Below are 16,583 nucleotides of genomic sequence, written 5' to 3' on the forward strand. Positions count from 1 at the left end.
GGGAAACAACCATGCGGAAAATTCAAAAACTCAAAACCCCTCGTCTGCAAACCAACGACGAACAATGGTGGCGCCAGCCTGTTATCCACCGCCGAGCTTGGACTTGGGAAGACTCCAACAATCTTTCCCATAACGGCCAGTGGTGGCAGCACGCTGTCATCTATCAAATTTCACCCTTGAGTTTCTTCGACTCCAGCGGCAACGGTATGGGCGATCTCCAGGGCATCATTCTTGACATCCTCACCGCCCTGGAAGGACGGTGATTCCCAAACCGTTCGGCTGACGCTCACGGCGAAGCCTCGCGATTTGGGTTCCTGCTTCCTTCTCTCTCGAGTTTTTCGCAGTTGCTCTCCGGATCGAGATCCTTCAAGTCTTCGTTCTCTCGGATGCAAGCTCCGAGAGCTGCGAAGACTGCGTCTTACACTCGCTTCACAGGAGGACACGGGTGGCGAACCGAGTTCGCCACCGTGAGATGTCCGTGCTGTAACGGTGTGTCCCACCGCCAAAATTCCAATTCAATTGGAGTTTTAGGCAAACTTACTAACTTGGGTTTCGTTAGCCAGTTTAACCATTCACGTCTATTGTACTGTAAAGCCGCCCTAGAAGGCTTGCCCTGAGCTAAGTCGAAGGGGCGGGGTTTTAGACCCAAAATTTTCGATAAAATGGACTATCACATGATGGCGGCGTTGCTGTTGTCTTTGCCCGGAGCGTTTTGTCTCTATCAAGGGGACGAGTTGGGACTGCCCGAAGCTAAAATTCCCAAAGACATTCCCGAGGACAAAATTCGCGATCCCTTCGGTAAGGCACTGTATCCCAAAGTACCGGGTCGAGACGGGTCTCGCACGCCTATGCCTTGGGATTCGCGGCAAAAACACGCTGGGTTTACCACCGCTGAAGAATCGTGGCTTCCGATTCCCAAAAACCATCTCAGCCGCTCCGTCGACCGACAGAACAGCGATCCCGAATCCTTGCTCAATACCTGGCGGCGGTTGCTGCATTGGCGTCGCAGCCAACCTGCGTTGATTGCGGGAGATTTTCAACTGTTGGAAACCGACCCGCGAGTTCTCGGCTTTGTGCGCGAATATGCCGAACAGCGGCTGTTGTGTCTGTTCGACATTAGCGACGAATCGGTCCGGTACGATCTGACGGAAAACGCCGAATGCGAGTCGGTGTTCGGTACCGAATGCGACGTACTTTCGCCCGACAGCATCGCAGAACCTTCTCGAGGCAACGCGATCGTCCTGCGCCCCTACAGTTGTTTTTTCGCCAACTTGCTCAGTTCCGAAAATCTCGAGGCGGAACTCGCGGTTTCAGAGGAGACGACCTCGGAGGATCGCGAGGACAAGAACTCCCTAACCACCTCAGCCAGCGGGCGAAACTCCCCGTCTACAGCGTAGTTCATCGCCTGAATGTCGGATTCGCTAATTTGTCCGGCTAACTGTGCGATCGCCTCCCTCACTTCGGGATATCGTTCTAAGGTCTCCCGCGAAAACACTGGAACTGCTTCGTAAGGCGGAAAATACTGTTTGTCGTCTTCTAAAACTACTAAATCTAACTTTCCCAGCAAGCCGTCCGTGGAATTGGCCGCCACCACATCGACTTGATGGTGGACGAGGGCGCGATACATCAACCCCAGTTCCATGATGTCGGGCGATCGCGCGAAGTCGAGGTCGTAAGTTCTTGCCAAACCCGGATATCCGTCGTCTCGCTCGATAAACTCGTACCCGAATCCCGGTCGCCACTCGTCCGCTTGTCGTTTCAAATCTGAGAGATGCTGCAAATTGTAGCGTCGCGCGTCCTCCCCGCGCACCACGATCGCGAAGGTGTTCTCGAAGCCGAGACTGGACATCACTACCAGATCGAACTGTTCTTTATAAGCTTTTTTAACTTCTTGCTCGACCATTTCAGCATCGGCGATGGGGTCGCGGTTCAAAATCCCCGCAAACGCCGTTCCGGTATATTCTACGTAACCGTCGATCTGTCCCGATTTCACTGCCTCGTGACAGATAAACGTTCCCCCGAGGTTAAACTGTCGTCCTACAGTTAGATTAGTATTATTCTCGATTTGCTGTGCCAGGAGTTCCCCGAGAACGACCTGTTCGGTGAAGTTTTTCGAGCCGATGGCGATATCTCCCGAGGCGGGGGACGTGGAATCCGAAGGCGAATAGAGCGCGATCGCCCCCAACAGCCCCACCAACACCAACAGTGCCAAACCCCGAGGCGTCGAGCTTTTGCGCCACCCTCCACCTTGACGGAGGACTTTCTCAACCTGTCCGATGGCGAAATCTGCCAGCAGAGCCATAATCGCCGCTGGAACCGCCCCCGCCAAAATCAACGAATTGTTCACCGTGGCGATGCCGCGAAAGATAAACACGCCCAAACCGCCCGCCCCGATCGCCGAAGCAATAGTAGCCACGCCAACGCTCGTCACCGTCGCCACCCGTACCCCAGCGATAATCACGCCCATCGCCAGGGGAAATTCCACTTTCCACAACACCTGGCGATCGGTCATCCCCATACCGCGCCCCGCTTCCACGATCGCCGGATCGACGCCCGTAATTCCGGCGTAGGTATTGCGGACGAGGGGCAGCAGCGCGTACAAAAACAGCGCGACGATCGCGGGAATTTTACCGATTCCGCCGAGTAAGGGAACGGAGATGAGAAAGCCAAAAATCGCCAAACTGGGGATCGTCTGTACCGCGTTGGCGAAGCCGATAACCGGCGGTGCGAGTTGAGGGCGTCGCGTCACCAGCAACCCCGCCGGAATGCCGATACAGAGTGCGATCGCCACCGAAAGCGCCACCAGCAGCAAATGCTCTCCTGTCCTCACCCAAATTTCAGAACCATACTGAAGCATAATTGACAATTGATAATGGAACAGGGAATCGGGCACCGTCACCAGTCACCAGTGAAGACAGCAAACAGATAACTGTTTTTCCCTTGCTTGGCCTTTCCCCTTTTACAGTGAACAGTCAACAGTCAGTCAAAAGCTTGTGAAGTTACCCACTGCTAATCCTAGCGGCTTCCTTCGGGGGCTTCCTAGAATAAGGACAACTGCATAAAGTCGCTATCCCCATTCCAGGCTTCTTGCTTCGCGGGCTATTGCCGAAGCATCCACAGGCAGACAAGACGAGACCCGCCTCGTCGAACACACGGTTGAGAATCTTGACCGCTGCGTTCTCGTCGCGATCGATTGGAGGTTAATGTTGGAGTCCTTGACGAGTGTTGGTGAATTTTTCCCCGTTGACTTGGGCAATACACTCTGACACTTGAGTCAGACTTGAAGAGCGACTCATCATCATGCCAAAGCTCCAGGTGGCTAACCCTGAGACTTGTGGCCAAGAAAGATTCGGAAAATGACGACTGACTTCTTGCGACCACTGTTTGAGGTAAGCTGAGTTGTACTTCAAGGCTTCTCCTAAAACGGTCTACGGCTTTCTCTTGGTCGGCTCCTTCTCCCCTTCTCTCAACGATGAATCTTCCTCCCTGGCTCGTTATCGCCGTTGTCACTGTTCTCGTCGCTGTCGTCACGAATCGATCGCTCAAGCCTGACGATATGCGCTGGTTCAATCGCCTCCAACGCCCGCCCTGGTTGACGTTTGAAGGGGCGATTCCCCTCATTTGGACGATCGTGTTTATCGGTGGAGCGTGGTCGGCGGTGTTGGTCTGGAACGCCGATCCCGGAAGCTTGCAAACCTGGGGATTGATGGCGTATTACCTGGTGTTGGAATTGGTGACGCTGTCGTACACGCTGGTCATGTGTCGAACGCGTAGTTTGCGGGTGGGTACGATCCTCGGCGGAACGGGGGCGATTCTCTCGATTCTCTTGGCGATCGCCGTACAGCCTGTTTCTAGCGTTGCGGCGTGGCTGCTACTTCCTTATATCCTCTGGAGTCCCATCGGCACTTACACCACGTTTGCGATGGTTCGCTACAATCCTAACGACGCCTAAACTCGCCGTTTAAACTGGTTCTCGATATCTCAAACACGTTGAATGATTCCCGAAGTTTCGTCGATCGAACTCGCACAGCTTGCCTCGGGAGATATTCTCTCTCTTCAAGTTTACAAGTTTCGGGGTGCGACGCCCGGTAAAAAAGCCTATTTACAAGCCAATCTTCATGGAGCAGAAATTGTTGGTAATGCGGTCGTCTACCAGTTAATTGAATTTTTGAGCGAACTCGATTCCAGTCAGCTTACTGGTGAAATTTGGCTGGTTCCCGCCTGCAATCCATTGAGTACGAACCAACGCTCTCATCACTTTTCGAGCGGTCGTTACAATCCCTACGACGGTCGAGATTGGAACCGTATTTTTTGGGATTACGAGAAAACAGATGAAGCGATCGCCGAATTTGCCAAAACTCAGGTACATCTCGATCCCGAAACGATTCAGCAAAACTTCCGCGATCGCGTGCTGAGGAAGTTCGCAACGCTGCGTCAGAAAATCGACGCCCCCAGCAGCGTTCCTTACAGCGATCGCTATTGTTACGCGTTGCAGTCTCTGTGTCTCGATGCTGACTACGTTATCGATATCCACAGCAGCAGCAACCAATCTTGCGACTATATTTACTGTTTTCAAACCCGAGAAGACAGTGCAAAATATTTTTTGTTGAATTATGGAATCTTACTGAACGAGTATGATGGCAATGCCTTCGATGAAGCGTTTTTAAAACCTTGGCTCGCTCTCGAACGGGAACTGGCGAAACTCGAAAACCCAACCTACTTCGATCTCGAGTCTTGGACGCTTGAACTCGGATCGGGCATGAAAATAGATCCCGATTCTGTTTATCGTGGCGTTCGCGGCATTAAAAATTATTTTGCAGGTAAAAAAATATTAAATATTGTCGGATTTCCACTCGTACAAACCTCGTCTCAAAAGGTCGAGTTTTTTCAGAAAAGCCATCTTAAGAAATACTATGCTCCCCACGGTGGATTCGTGCGATCGCGCGTTGCCCTCGGAACGATCGTGCGATCGCAACAGTTACTTTATCAACTGTTAGTTTTGAATAAATCCGGGGAACTTCCCGAAATCGTAGATGTTTGCGCCGAACGGGGTGGAATCGTGTTCGATTTATCGACAAACCAAGCCGTCAATCAAGGAGAGTACGTCCTCGGTTTGTGGGAACGGGAGAGGTGAAACAGAAAAGCACTATCGAGGCAAAATCTCGTCTAAACGCAGTTGCAACGCGGGAAACAAAGGCGATGCGATCGCCTCCCCGAGTCGATATTGCTGCTGGCGATACTCGTCCCCCTGAAGCTGACATACGGTAAACATCGGCTGCTTGGGTTTGCCGATAAACGCCGTTCCGACGAGGCCGCGATAATCGACGATCCAATATTCTGGAATGCCCAACAGGGCGTATTCCTCGACTTTTCGAGCGTAGTCCGTTGCCCAGTTGGCACTGACCACTTCCACCACGAGTTTAATGGAACGTCCGAGGGTGATGACGGGTTCCCGCTGCCACAGCGGTTCGTTGCCGAGGAGGGTTTCGTCGAGATAACATTGGGACGGCGAGCGGTGGCGACATCGGAAAAGGGTCGAACGAGGCAAGTTCGGGGAACGAACCAAGGTTGTCCCGTGGCGGCGATCGCCATGCCAATTTGTGCGGCCAGTTTGCCCGCGACGGTTTCGTGGGATCCAGTGGGTTCTATGTCGATGAGTTCTCCGTCAGTCAGTTCGTAGCGGGGGTTTTCGCTGTATTGAGCGAGAAAGTCTTTGACGGTGAGGGGTTGGGTTTGCTCAGAAGTGTAAGCCATCGCGAACGCCGATCGAACCGCGTATTTTCCTGAATTTCGATCCAATCTCTCGATATCGTCCGCTGCTCTCCGTTAGATTTTAAAATTTAATGAAAATAATTTGCAATAATTAGGATCGATCGCCTATCATAGTCCTTAATTGATGATAGCTGTCAATAACTAACATCGATCGCTCGGCAAATTGTCGTCCGATCGGTACTAAAAGCCAGACAATTGCGTCTTCTCAGCCAAGCGGCATCTCGGGCGATCGCTCTCATATTATTGCAAGTTATTCTAAATAACTGCCCAATATCCGAGCGATCGCATCAGACGTACCCTTGTTGTCGGTGAAACCGGGTGGGAGGGAGACAGACCGACCGTCCTTCGACCTCCTTCCTTTTTTCTGCGAGATAGCTAATCCTTGGGAATCAGGGACTGTTCCACAATAAAGTTGGCGAACATCTGGGCTTTCAGTCGCGAACCCGCTTCCGTCACGTGAACGCCATCGCTGAAATACCGTTCCTGTCTCGGGAACGTCGCCGCAAAATCAAACAAACTGACGTTGCGACTTTGAGCGATATCTTTTAAAACTTGATTGTGTTCGGCGATCGCGATTTGATATTCCTGGGACGCCGCTCGCTGGTCGATGTTGGGTCGTTGAGAAAACAACGCCATCGTCGCCAACATCACCTTAATATTGCGCGATCGGGCGATCGTCACGATATTTTCAATATTGCGCTGATAGTAAATCGGAGGATTCGCCTGCAAAATCTCCCGAACCGTCATCTCCTCGAATTCGTCCGTCGGATAAGTCCCATCCGCTAACTGATCGTGAAACTCGTCTGCGAGATAGCTTTTCGGCGAACTGTTAATCGTATTGTAGGAAGTATGCGGTTCCATCCAACCCGATAAAATCGCCACAATGCGATACAGCGTACTGTACTCCAACCATCCCGGCATATAAACCCGTTCGATCATCGGCGCCGCTCGTCCCGAATTATCACCCTTGTACGACTCCGGTTCCACGACGCGGGGCTTAAAGTCGTTGTATCCCGAATACAGGATAATCATATCCGGGTCGAGGTCGAGCGATCGCAACTGGAAATCGATTAAAAAGTTCCAGCTTTCCCACCCCGGAACCCCAGCGTTGACCACGTTAACGTTCGTATATCCCCGTTCTTGAAGTTCCTTTTCCAGCAAGTCGGGATAGGACAGTCGATAATCGTCAACCCGCGTCGTGTAGGTGGTCGAACCGCCGATACAGACGATGCGAAACTCCCCCTCTGGCTTCGGCTGTACGAGTTCTTCGCCGCGATACCCGAGGGCGTTATGTCGGTTTTCGTCGTCTTCGTAATTCGGCGTTAACGTATATCCCAAATAACGATGGTGGGAAATTTGCGGGTCGCCCCCCACTTTCCCCTGACGACTGGCTTTTTCGAGTTGTCGCAACGAGGCGAAGGTCGTAAAGTCGTCGTCGGTGGCGAAGTGAAATAAATACGCTCGCGCACCGAGTTCTAGGAAAATGAGAGTAAAGAAGGCGGAAACCCCAGCCAAAATCAGATTGGGGAGAAACGAGCCTTTGTGTTTTTGGGTGGTTTTTTTATCGGTCACGACAGTTCGAGAAATAGCGTTCGATCGAGCGACATCTTCGCGTTTCAGAGTTTGCTTGAAACAGACAGTTTAGGATTTCCGCACTACGAAACCGTCCATATATAACGAGTCGATGCCGCTTTTTCCAAAGGATTTAAGGGCGTTTTCCGGGGTGTTGACCATCGGTTCGCCCCGCAGGTTAAAACTGGTGTTGAGCAACACCGGAACCCCCGTCGCCTCCTCGAACAGTTCCAAGACGCGATGGTACAGCGGGTTCCAATCCGATCGCACCGTTTGCACCCGTCCGGTTCCCCCATGAGACACCGCCGGAATCTGCGCCTGTTTCGAGGAGCGAATCGGCTGCACCATCAGCATATATCGCAGCGGATAGTGGGGTTCCGGGTCTTCGACGCCCTCGAAATACTCCGCCGCCCGATTTTCCAACACCACCGGGGCGAAGGGGCGGAAGGGTTCGCGGAATTTGATTTTCCGGTTGACGATATCTTTCATTTCCGACCGTCGGGGATCGGCGAGGATCGATCGATTCCCCAACGCCCGCGGCCCCCACTCGAAGCGGTCTTGGAACAGCGACACCACTTTTCCCGCCAGTAAGTCATCGACCATCATGGTGGCGATTTTGTCGCGATCGCTCACGTCTTGATAGGCGAATCCCGTATTGTGAATCGCACTGCGGGCGGTATCGGCGGTATGATGCTGTCCCCAATAAGCGTGTTCCATCACGAAGCGGCGAGGGTTCCCCAGCAGTACGTGATAGACGTACAACGCCGCCCCCAACGCGCCCCCAGAGTCTCCAGCCGCCGGTTGGACGTACACGCGATCGAACGGCGTTTCGCGCAAAATCCGTCCGTTAGCCACGGAATTCAACGCCACGCCCCCCGCCATGCAGAGATTTTTACATCCCGTTACCTCGTAAGCGTGGTTGGCCATTTTCAACAGGGTTTCTTCCGTTACCCGTTGGATGCTGGCGGCGATGTCGGCGTAATACTGGTTTTGACGGGCGAGGTTGTCGTCCCACTGGGGAACAGATTTGTCCGGGTGCGTGGTGAGGGTGTAGAAGTCCGATTCCGGGGTGCGCGGTTTCCCGAAGTGTCGCACGAATTTATCGCTAAAGGTGCGGGTGGTGGAATGGTGGAAGGTGAAATAATCGAGATTGAGGTTGAAGCTTCCGTCGTCCCGCAGGTCGAAAATGTCGTAAATTTTATCGACGTACTGGGGTTCGCCGTAGGGCGCCATCCCCATGACTTTGTATTCCCCTTCGTTGACGCGGAAACCGAGAAAGGCGGTAAACGCCGAGTACAGCAGCCCCAGGGAATTGGGAAATTTGATTTCTCGGAACAAGTCGATACTGTTGCTGCGCTGGCTGGCGTCGGCGTCGTTTTCCCAAAACGCCGTTCCGCGTCCCAAACTAGCGGTCGTCCATTCGCCCACTCCGTCTACGGTGAGAATTGCGGCGTCGTCGTAGGGGGAACAGAAAAAGGCGCTGGCGGCGTGGGACAGGTGATGTTCGACGAATAAGAGTTTTTCGGTAGGAAGGTCGAGTTTGTCGAGAATCGTACCTTTGACCCAGAGTTTTTCGTTCAACCAGGCGATCGAAGCTTCGCGGAAGGTTCCCCAGGATTTGGGAAAGGTACTTAACGCCGTCATCAAAATCCGCTCGAATTTAAGCAGGGGTTTTTCGTAGAAAACGACGTAATCGAGGTCTTGGGGTTTTATACCCGCCTGTTGCAAGCAAAAATCGATCGCGTGGTGGGGGAAGCCATTGTCGTGTTTGATGCGGCTGAAGCGTTCTTCTTCGGCAGCGGCGACGAGTACGCCATCTTCAATTAACGCGGCGGCGGAATCGTGATAGTAGCAAGAAATACCGAGGACGTACATACTTTAGAAACTGAAGTGAAGGGGGATCGAACGAGGGTAAACCTTAGTTTTGGAAGGGTGCATCTCAATGGATGTAAAAATATGAATTCGAGGTAGGTTGGACTTCGGCAACGCTGCCGTCCATGGGTGGAGCGATCGCGAAACCTAACAACAGCTCAATTCATTGCAGAGACTTCGATCTGATAAATTTCCGTTTTTGAGATGCACCCGTTTTGGAAGCTCTACATAGGGTGAATAATACCCACAGTTTTCTCCATTTTAGGAGTTAGAACTTAATCCAAGAAGTGACGTTTAAACGTTGTTTTTGTGGGTTTGAGTTTGAGTTTGGGGTGGTGGTCGATGCCCACCCTACGACTCAACTAATCCCGTTAAAACTGATATTTAGAATCGCGAAGTTTGAGGTCTCGAGTTTGTTGATCGAGCCATAAACTTTTATTTTGATGGGGTTTGCGTCCGAGGGGATCGAGCAACAATTGAGTAACGATCGCAAAAGGAGCGAAAATAATAAAGTAAAAAATCGTTAAGACAAAACGGGCGATAAAGTTGCCCATGAAATGCCCGAACGCCTGCCATATTTTCCACGTACGTTTGAGAAGATTCACGCTCGATCGAGTCCTCAATTGACAACAACAACTTCAAAATAATGAAGGGAATTAGAACAAGGTATAGATAAAAGGAGCCAAACCGGAAGCTGAGGCGAACACGAGGAACAATCCGAAAATGAGAAGTAACGTCACCATCGGGATCAGCCACCACAGGCGACGTTCCCACAAAAACGCCAGCATTTCGCGGGCGACATCGACGTTAACGGACATTCGGCGTAAAAAACGCAGCATTCCTCTCTCCTGAATGGGTATGTCGGTTTTGAAAATCGTGGGGTTTGACGATTGAATCCGACTTTTAGAAAGATTTAACCATTCACTTTAACATATTGCAAATGGGTTTTTGTGGGCGATCGCGCAACGGCACTCTTTCTGCTCGAGACGCCTTACTCAATATTCACCTGAATTTGCTAAAAACAGTCAATTCGATAAATTACTATTCAGTAATCTCGAGTGGGGAACCATAGCTCTCGGGTACTGTTTCAGAAAAAGGTAACGAGACGGTAACGACGACACAAAATCCTAGCAGGATGTTGTGGACGAGGATTGTCGCCGTCCCGATTCCGTCAGGTGCGATCGCTCTAATCCTTAAGGATCGACCACGAACGTCAACACCGTTTCGTCAATGCCCTTCAAGTGAAGCGGCCGAAACTTCGCAATGTCCGCGTCGTCCAAATAATCCGCCACCGCTGCCGACACGAGAATGCGACCGGGATCTGCTGCTTCTTGCAACCGCGAGGCAATGTTGACACTCGGCCCGATGGCCGTATAGTCAGCGCGATCGCTTCCGCCAAACATCCCCACCACAGCAGTACCCTGATGAATCCCGCAGCGAAACTGCACCGGAGACAGACCCTGCGCCGTCCACTCTTCGTTGAGGCGATCGAGTTCCCGATACATATTGCGCGAGGCGACGATCGCCCGTTCGACTTGTTCGTGGGGCTTCATCTCCTCCGGTGCGCCGAAAATCGCCATCACCGCATCGCCGACGAACTTATCCACCGTTCCTCCCGCCTCGAAAATCGCTTGCGTCATCTGGGCCAGATACTGGTTGAGAACCTGCGCCACCCGTTTCGATCGCAGCGTGTTCGCCAACTGCGTAAACCCGACAATATCCGTAAACACCACCGTCACCAACCGGGGTTCGGGACTCAAATCTAACTGCAAATCGCCTTTGGCTGCCTTCTCCACCAGCGACGGCGGCAAAAACCGCTTCAAGACCGATTCCGTTAAATAGGAATTTAACTGGGCGATTTGCCGTTCCCGTTGCTTGAGGGCTAGCAAATTTCGCACCTGGGCCAGTAACTCGCGATCGTTGAACGGTTTCGACAAATAGGCATCCGCCCCTTGTTCGACACTTTCGAGGCGAGTTTCCTCGTTGGCTTTCGCCGTCAACAACACGATGGGAACCCCCTGTAAATCCGGGTCTCGCCGCACCGTCGCGATTAAATCCAACCCCGACACCAAGGGCATCATCAAATCAGTGACGATCGCGTCGGGACAGTGACGCCGCGCCAATTCCAACCCTTCGGCCCCATTACGTCCCAGCAACACGCCGTATCCAGCCCGTTTTAACACGTCCGCCACGTACACCCGCAAATCGTGGTTGTCTTCGACAAACAACACGGTCAGAGAAGGGGTGGGAGAGGTCAGAAGCGGATTCGTCAGATGTTGTAGGGGCGATGCGACTGAAGCCGCTTCAGACGTTATCGCATCGGCGTCTACAGTAGCGGCCGACATCCCGTCTTGAGAGAGTTCTCTGGCGAGACTTTTCGCTGGCGTTTCGATCTCCGCGTCGAGATCTGCCAGTTCGATGGCGATGCGATTGGCTTCCGCCGACACCATGCGATCGCCGAGTTCCAGTTCGGTCGATCGCTCGAGAACTCGTTCGGGATCGAGGTGAGATTCTCCCACGGGTAACCATACGGTGAAGGTACTGCCGCGATCGATCTCAGAATCGACCGCAATCTCGCCGCCGTGGAGTTCTACCAATTCCTTCACCAAGGCCAACCCCAAACCGCTGCCTTCGTAAGAGCGGCTGACCGATCCTTCGGCTTGATAGAAGCGATCGAACAAATGGGGCAGGCGAGCGGGATCGATGCCGATTCCCGTATCCCGCACTTGCAGCGCACAGCGATCGCCGATCGCTCGCACGGAAACCTCGATTTCACCTCCCATCGGTGTAAACTTCATCGCGTTCGAGAGCAGGTTGTAGAGAACCTTATCGAACTTGTCGAGATCGAGATACAGCGGCGGACAGGGTTCGAGGGTGTCGCGCAGGTGCAATCCCTTTTTCTCGCAATAGGGACGAAAGGAATCGAGAATGTGACCGATAAAGCCAGTGAAATCGCAGGGACGAAACGACGGCTGCATTCGTCGGGCGTCGAGACGCTGGATATCGAGGAGTTGGTTCACCAACCGCAGCAAGCGGCGACAGTTTCGCAGGGCAATTTCGGCCCGTTCTGGAGGAAGGGGTTCCTGTCCGGCCACGGCCGCCTCGAGAGGCCCCATCATCAAAGTTAAGGGCGTGCGGAATTCGTGAGAAACGTTTTGGAAAAACTCGGTTTTTTGGCGATCGAGTTCTAACAATCGTTCGGCTTGTTGGCGGGTTTTTTGATACAACCACGCCTGTTGTACGGCGATGGCCGCTTGAGCGGCGACCGCTTGCGCCAGAGAGAGTTCTTGAGGTTGCCAAGAGCGCGATCGATGGTTTTGTCGCAGGGAAATACTCCCGATAATCTGTCCGTCGGCCACGAGCGGAACCACCAGTAACGCCTTCGCGTGTAGGTGAAAGGCGCGATCGACCCGGTTTAAGGCTGGCTCTGCGTCCAAATCGGAAAGCACCACCGGTTCTCGGGTTTCGAGAAGTTGTTGGAGAACGGGGTTTCGGGCGATGGGAACCATCGATTGAGGCAAACCCCCAGCCGGTTCTATATCGTCTGGCTCGAGGGTGTAGAGTCCCACACATTGAACGAACTCGTCCTGTTCGCTCCACAGGGACAGGGCGCACCCGTCGGCGTCGAGCGCTTTTCCCAATTGTTCGGTGATGGCGGCGAAGATGTCGGGGGGGTTGAGGCTCGAGCGAATCGTCGTGGTGATGGCGTTGATGAGCCGTTCCCGCTGGGCTAACGCCTGCATTTGTTCGTAGGTTTGAGCTTGAGCCAGCGTCAGGGCTGCTTGTTCGGCCACCATGACCACCAATTGCACTTCGTCGTCTTGCCAATGACGGATTTCGCCGCACTGGTGCAAGGCGAGAACGGCGACTAGGAAAATTTCGCCGGGGCGATCGTAAGATTGGGCGCTCAGGGGAACGACCAGGCTCGAGCGGATGTTTGCTCGGCGATACGTTTCGGTCAGATCGGGATCGGCAGCGATGCGATCGTCGGCGGCTGCGTCGGAAATTACGGCGATTTCGTCAGTTTCCCAGAGGGTGTGGGCGAGAACGGGATCGAGGGAGCCGTCGGCGTCTTTGAGGTCGGGGGAGAGGGAGGAACCGGCATAACCGAACCATTCGGACGCCATGACGCCATCTTGAACCGACCGCAAAATACAGCAACTGACCTCGAACATTTGACCCATCGTTTCGACGATGGTTTGTAAGATTTCGCGGTAGTGGGTGCGCGATCGAATCGTGTTGGTAACGGCGTTAAGGAGAGATTCTTGGCGCAGGGTGCGACAGAGTTGTTCGGTTCGCGCCTTCAAGACGTTATGGGTATCGACGGCTTGACGGACGACGGTGCGGAGTTCGTCGACGTTCCAAGGTTTCGTAACGTACTTGAAGACTTTACCGCTGTTGATGGCTTCGACGAGATCTTCGACGTCGGTATAAGCGGTCAGGATGATACGGATAACGTCGGGGTATTGGGTCGCGGTCAGACTGAGAAACTCCGTCCCGCTCATTTTCGGCATTCGCTGGTCGGACACGATGACGGCAATGTCGCCGTCTCGCGCTAGACAGTCGAGGGCGTCTTGCCCGCTCGTCGCCCGTATGACTGTGTAGAGAGGGTGTAATACGCGCTCGAGCAGGTCTAGGTTGTCGGGTTCGTCATCGACCACCAAGATTTTTGGCTTGCTGTTGTCTCGAGCTGTCATTCACTTATAAGATCTCAAGAGGCTCCCGTCACCGTCAGGGAGAGTGTCGAGGGGCAGAGTGCCGCATGGTGACTGCCGGATCTCAACGCTCGTCGCTCCCTCATCCGATTATAGAGTCGCCAGCAAAACCCACGATTTAAATCGTAGAACGTGGCGTTGAAACTTTTCAACTCCGTCACCGCCTGTTTTTCTCTTATGCTTGAAATCCTAGCTCGACACTCCCAGCGTCTTTTGAGGCTTGGAGTGTCAAACTATAGAGAATCGTAACAGCGTTTTTCAAAGAGTTGTGCGGTGGAGTTTCGCGACGCCGATCCCCCACTCGATCTCGAAGGAGCGATACCTTTCGTGAATTCCAGTTCCCCTAGCTTTCCCACCTCCTCGGTCTCGAGAGAGGCATCCGTTTCGTTTCCGAGAGCAGACGAAACGGAACCTTTGCCCGCTTGCAGGGTTCGTCCGGCGACGGCTCTGGATTTGCGGGAGGTATCGGATATTCTAGCTCGGAGTTTTCATAGCGATCGCGGTTGGAACGGTTGGCTGTATCCGTTGCTTCGCTTGGGAATTTACGAGGACTTGCGACATCGCCTTCGCGAACCGAGTCCCCCTTATTTGTGTTTGGTGGCCGCTTGGGTCTCGCCGACCGACCGGCAACGGACTGAAGAGTTAGCCGGAACGGTGGAGCTGAGTTTGAAAACACAGCCGACAGCGTCTCTCGATTGGATGCAGTATCCTTATGTTTCTAATTTGGCGGTGGAGATCGCGTCGCGACGGCGCGGCATTGCCAAGCGACTGCTCGAAACTTGCGAGCGACAGGCGATCGAATGGGGATTTTTAGATATTTACTTGCACGTTTTGGAAGATAACGCCCGAGCGCGATCGCTTTACGACAAGTTAGGCTATCGCGTGCGGCGAGTCGAATCGACGTTAGGATCGATGTGGTTCGGACAACCTCGCCGTCTTTTTCTTCATAAGCGGTTGTCGCGGCGATCGCCCGCTTAGTGGTGCGACACAGCGATCGAGACCTGGGATCGGGCGATCGACTCAATACCTTCTCGATTTCCTTCAAAGTATGAAGAAATGCTAAGAAACTACCCCCTCAATCTAAAAAAAATATAAATATAAAGATCAGATGAAGTAATTTCGACAAAAGCCTTCGATGTACCAGATTATCGATCGCTTAATTTAAAGAAACGGCAAATTTTTCGGGAAAGACTTACATTCGTTCCGATTTCGAGTCCACAATCGAGATCGATCGGGGATAATAGACATGAGATCGAGCCGAGTATTCAACCGAAGCAGCACCGCTCGAAGGTTATTCTAGCGTTGGCAGTCTGGAGATCGATTTGAATACACTCTTGAAGTCGAGCGAATTCACCGCTTATAATCAAGATGATTTGTGTGCATCTATGGTTTTCCCGAGTAAGTCCGGCTATGGGTAGCCGATCGACGACTTGCGGAGTACTCCATCTTTTTGAGAGCTACTGACATGTCCCGACTCAGCCTTGTTAAGTCTTCACAGCCCGCCGAGCTACTTTCGCAGCTTAACAGCGGTCAGTTGCTCGTTGTCGATAGCCGTCGCCGCAACGGTCTGATCGTTTACAAACGCTACCACGCCGAATTTGCCGGTCCGGGAGCGGCTGTTGGGGGGTTCTTTGACGTTGGAACGCAGCGGACGATTCCAGTCGGAGATCTAGCGCTCATCGCCCCAGAAAAATACGAACAGCGTCAAAAGGCGTACTCGATCCGCCGTCACTGGATTCGACTCACCGAGCAACTGACGGAAAACCCCGTACCGTTGCAACGTGCGAAAATGTTGTTAGCTCAGTTCGAGCATTACTTCGATATCGAGACTGTCGATTCGCTACCCGATGATGCTTTAGCTAACCTCGTTGGAGTCTTGCCCAGTACGATTCGCATGGTGCGTCGTCCGAAAGCCGTCAGGCAGAGGCAACTGGTTAGCGTTGGATAGTTTCTCTCCCAACAACCGTCATATCGATTAAATCAGCTTCGATCGACCTTAACAAAAATCTAAAGAAAATCTTTTGCCTCCCAAACAGTGTTGGGATGTTTTTTGATGTTTGGGGTCACAAAGCCTTCTCATACTCCATCCTTTTTCGATAAGCTAGGTTTCAAGAAGTCTTACCACATCCCCCCTTAGCCACCTATCCCCCCTTCGCCCCCTATCCCCCCTTCGCCCCCCTTTGAAAGGGGGGTTGGGGGGATGGTTGGGGGGATAGAGAGGGGTTTGTCAGGTTGGACAAAACCAGTGTTTGAGTCCTCGACTCCGCTCGGACTCAACGCTGAGCGAAGTCGAAGCGAGCGGAGTCGAAGCGTTGAAATTCGGATTTCGTATGACAAAGAGTCTATAATGCAGACTGGATAAAAGTTACAGCCTGTTAACCCTTGAGATAACCCCCCCCATCTGCTTGTCTAGCTTTATAGTCAATAAGGCGAGTGCGGTACTTTTTAGATATTGCCAAAAATCTCTGTCCTCACTCCGTTGTGTCCATCACCTAAACAAGCGAAGAGGGTAGCTAAGGGTTGAGCTTTTACCCAAAATAACAAACCCTTATTGGGTGCATCTCAAAAATGTAAATTCATCGAATTGGGCGCACTCAATTTCCAGATCCCCGGCATCTCCAAGATGCCGGGGATCTTATACCGGAAGTGCTA

At 52.7% G+C, this 16,583-nt stretch carries 12 protein-coding genes and 2 pseudogenes; 6 read left to right on the forward strand and 8 right to left on the reverse strand.

All coding sequences use genetic code 11. The features are described 5' to 3' along the window. Both GEI7105_RS38765 and GEI7105_RS41300 read left to right on the forward strand, forming a co-directional pair. Positions 1-263 (forward strand): annotated as a pseudogene (locus GEI7105_RS38765) (hypothetical protein); the annotation flags it as partial. A 414-nt stretch (positions 264-677) separates the two neighbouring features. Continuing rightward, a pseudogene (locus GEI7105_RS41300) lies at positions 678-1,019 on the forward strand (alpha-amylase family glycosyl hydrolase); the annotation flags it as partial. A gap of 230 nt (positions 1,020-1,249) precedes the next feature. Here the strand turns inward: GEI7105_RS41300 and GEI7105_RS40090 are convergent. After that, a complete protein-coding gene (locus GEI7105_RS40090; RefSeq protein WP_017662840.1) occupies positions 1,250-2,857 on the reverse strand; it encodes a glycine betaine ABC transporter substrate-binding protein in 1,608 nt (535 codons plus the stop codon). A gap of 343 nt (positions 2,858-3,200) precedes the next feature. Then, positions 3,201-3,410 (reverse strand): hypothetical protein, encoded by a 210-nt coding sequence (locus GEI7105_RS37815; RefSeq protein ID WP_144054004.1) that lies wholly within the window; start codon positions 3,408-3,410, stop codon positions 3,201-3,203. A 62-nt stretch (positions 3,411-3,472) separates the two neighbouring features. Here GEI7105_RS37815 and GEI7105_RS0123435 point away from each other — a divergent pair, with 62 nt between their 5' ends. Together GEI7105_RS0123435 and GEI7105_RS0123440 are read left to right on the forward strand one after the other, a co-directional pair. Beyond that, entirely contained in the window at positions 3,473-3,952 is a 480-nt protein-coding gene (locus tag GEI7105_RS0123435) for a TspO/MBR family protein (RefSeq protein ID WP_017662841.1), read from the forward strand. Positions 3,953-3,994: 42 nt separating this feature from the next. Continuing rightward, positions 3,995-5,134, forward strand: coding sequence for a M14 family metallopeptidase (locus tag GEI7105_RS0123440; protein ID WP_017662842.1), 1,140 nt, complete (start codon positions 3,995-3,997; stop codon positions 5,132-5,134). Between the two features lie 12 nt (positions 5,135-5,146). Here the strand turns inward: GEI7105_RS0123440 and GEI7105_RS32145 are convergent, their stop codons facing one another. From GEI7105_RS32145 to GEI7105_RS0123470, 6 genes are all read right to left on the reverse strand, one after another. Beyond that, positions 5,147-5,566 carry a Uma2 family endonuclease gene (locus GEI7105_RS32145; protein ID WP_375339042.1) on the reverse strand — a complete coding sequence of 140 codons (420 nt, stop codon included), beginning with the start codon at positions 5,564-5,566 and terminating at the stop codon, positions 5,147-5,149. Between the two features lie 581 nt (positions 5,567-6,147). Continuing rightward, complete coding sequence (locus GEI7105_RS0123450) at positions 6,148-7,344, reverse strand: SGNH/GDSL hydrolase family protein (protein ID WP_017662843.1); 1,197 nt, start codon at positions 7,342-7,344, stop codon at positions 6,148-6,150. 69 nt (positions 7,345-7,413) lie between these two features. Next, positions 7,414-9,219 carry a carbamoyltransferase family protein gene (locus GEI7105_RS0123455; RefSeq protein ID WP_017662844.1) on the reverse strand — a complete coding sequence of 602 codons (1,806 nt, stop codon included), beginning with the start codon at positions 9,217-9,219 and terminating at the stop codon, positions 7,414-7,416. A 368-nt stretch (positions 9,220-9,587) separates the two neighbouring features. After that, positions 9,588-9,821, reverse strand: a complete 234-nt coding sequence (locus GEI7105_RS0123460) for a hypothetical protein (RefSeq protein WP_144054005.1) — start codon at positions 9,819-9,821, stop codon at positions 9,588-9,590. Positions 9,822-9,872: 51 nt separating this feature from the next. After that, positions 9,873-10,055: a DUF5989 family protein gene (locus tag GEI7105_RS32150; protein ID WP_017662846.1), complete on the reverse strand. Its 183-nt coding sequence runs from the start codon at positions 10,053-10,055 to the stop codon at positions 9,873-9,875. Between the two features lie 354 nt (positions 10,056-10,409). Beyond that, positions 10,410-13,913, reverse strand: coding sequence for a response regulator (locus GEI7105_RS0123470; RefSeq protein WP_017662847.1), 3,504 nt, complete (start codon positions 13,911-13,913; stop codon positions 10,410-10,412). A gap of 291 nt (positions 13,914-14,204) precedes the next feature. On the opposite strand from GEI7105_RS0123470, the gene GEI7105_RS0123475 reads away from it, so the two are divergent. After that, on the forward strand, positions 14,205-14,909 hold the full coding sequence (locus GEI7105_RS0123475; protein ID WP_017662848.1) for a GNAT family N-acetyltransferase: 705 nt from the start codon (positions 14,205-14,207) through the stop codon (positions 14,907-14,909). 487 nt (positions 14,910-15,396) lie between these two features. Next, a complete protein-coding gene (locus tag GEI7105_RS32155; RefSeq protein WP_051044223.1) occupies positions 15,397-15,879 on the forward strand; it encodes a hypothetical protein in 483 nt (160 codons plus the stop codon). Positions 15,880-16,583 lie beyond the last annotated feature (704 nt).

Source organism: Baaleninema simplex PCC 7105 (genome assembly GCF_000332355.1).
Classification (GTDB): domain Bacteria; phylum Cyanobacteriota; class Cyanobacteriia; order Cyanobacteriales; family Geitlerinemataceae; genus Baaleninema; species Baaleninema simplex.

What these genes read in the sequence shown, in the direction of transcription:
- GEI7105_RS32155 (WP_051044223.1), top strand. Translation starts at nt 15,397, where the DNA reads ATGTCCCGACTCAGCCTTGTTAAGTCTTCACAGCCCGCCGAGCTACTT.
- GEI7105_RS32150 (WP_017662846.1), bottom strand. Translation starts at nt 10,055, where the DNA reads ATGCTGCGTTTTTTACGCCGAATGTCCGTTAACGTCGATGTCGCCCGC.
- GEI7105_RS0123470 (WP_017662847.1), bottom strand. Translation starts at nt 13,913, where the DNA reads ATGACAGCTCGAGACAACAGCAAGCCAAAAATCTTGGTGGTCGATGAC.
- GEI7105_RS40090 (WP_017662840.1), bottom strand. Translation starts at nt 2,857, where the DNA reads ATGCTTCAGTATGGTTCTGAAATTTGGGTGAGGACAGGAGAGCATTTG.
- GEI7105_RS0123440 (WP_017662842.1), top strand. Translation starts at nt 3,995, where the DNA reads ATGATTCCCGAAGTTTCGTCGATCGAACTCGCACAGCTTGCCTCGGGA.
- GEI7105_RS0123435 (WP_017662841.1), top strand. Translation starts at nt 3,473, where the DNA reads ATGAATCTTCCTCCCTGGCTCGTTATCGCCGTTGTCACTGTTCTCGTC.
- GEI7105_RS0123455 (WP_017662844.1), bottom strand. Translation starts at nt 9,219, where the DNA reads ATGTACGTCCTCGGTATTTCTTGCTACTATCACGATTCCGCCGCCGCG.